General features: G+C 61.1%; 1 protein-coding gene. It reads left to right on the top strand.

Annotated elements, in window-relative coordinates; all coding sequences use genetic code 11:
- Position 1: 1 nt before the first annotated feature.
- Positions 2-432 (top strand): HisA/HisF-related TIM barrel protein (locus tag J5M56_RS25750; protein WP_347709443.1); only part of this gene is annotated, 431 nt, incomplete at its 3' end.

Here is a 432-nt window from a genome sequence, read left to right as displayed (position 1 = left end):
AATTATTCCTGCTATCGATCTTAAAGACGGTGCCTGCGTACGTCTGCGCCAGGGCCGCATGGAAGATTCCACGGTGTTCTCCGATGACCCGGTGAGCATGGCTGCCAAGTGGGTGGAGGGCGGTTGCCGCCGTCTGCATCTGGTCGACCTCAACGGCGCGTTCGAAGGCCAGCCGGTCAACGGCGAAGTGGTCACCGCGATCGCCAAGCGCTACCCGACCCTGCCGATCCAGATCGGTGGCGGCATCCGTTCGCTGGAAACCATCGAGCATTACGTCAAGGCCGGCGTCAGCTACGTGATCATCGGCACCAAAGCCGTGAAAGATCCGGCGTTCGTTGCTGAAGCCTGCCGTGCGTTTCCGGGCAAGATCATTGTCGGTCTGGATGCGAAAGACGGTTTCGTCGCCACCGACGGCTGGGCTGAGATCAGCAC

Source organism: Pseudomonas sp. 51_B (genome assembly GCF_017491595.1).
In the GTDB taxonomy this organism is placed as follows: Bacteria; Pseudomonadota; Gammaproteobacteria; order Pseudomonadales; family Pseudomonadaceae; genus Aquipseudomonas; species Aquipseudomonas promysalinigenes.
Note: the sequence above shows the minus strand (reverse complement) of the source record. Positions and strands in the feature narration are given on the sequence as shown.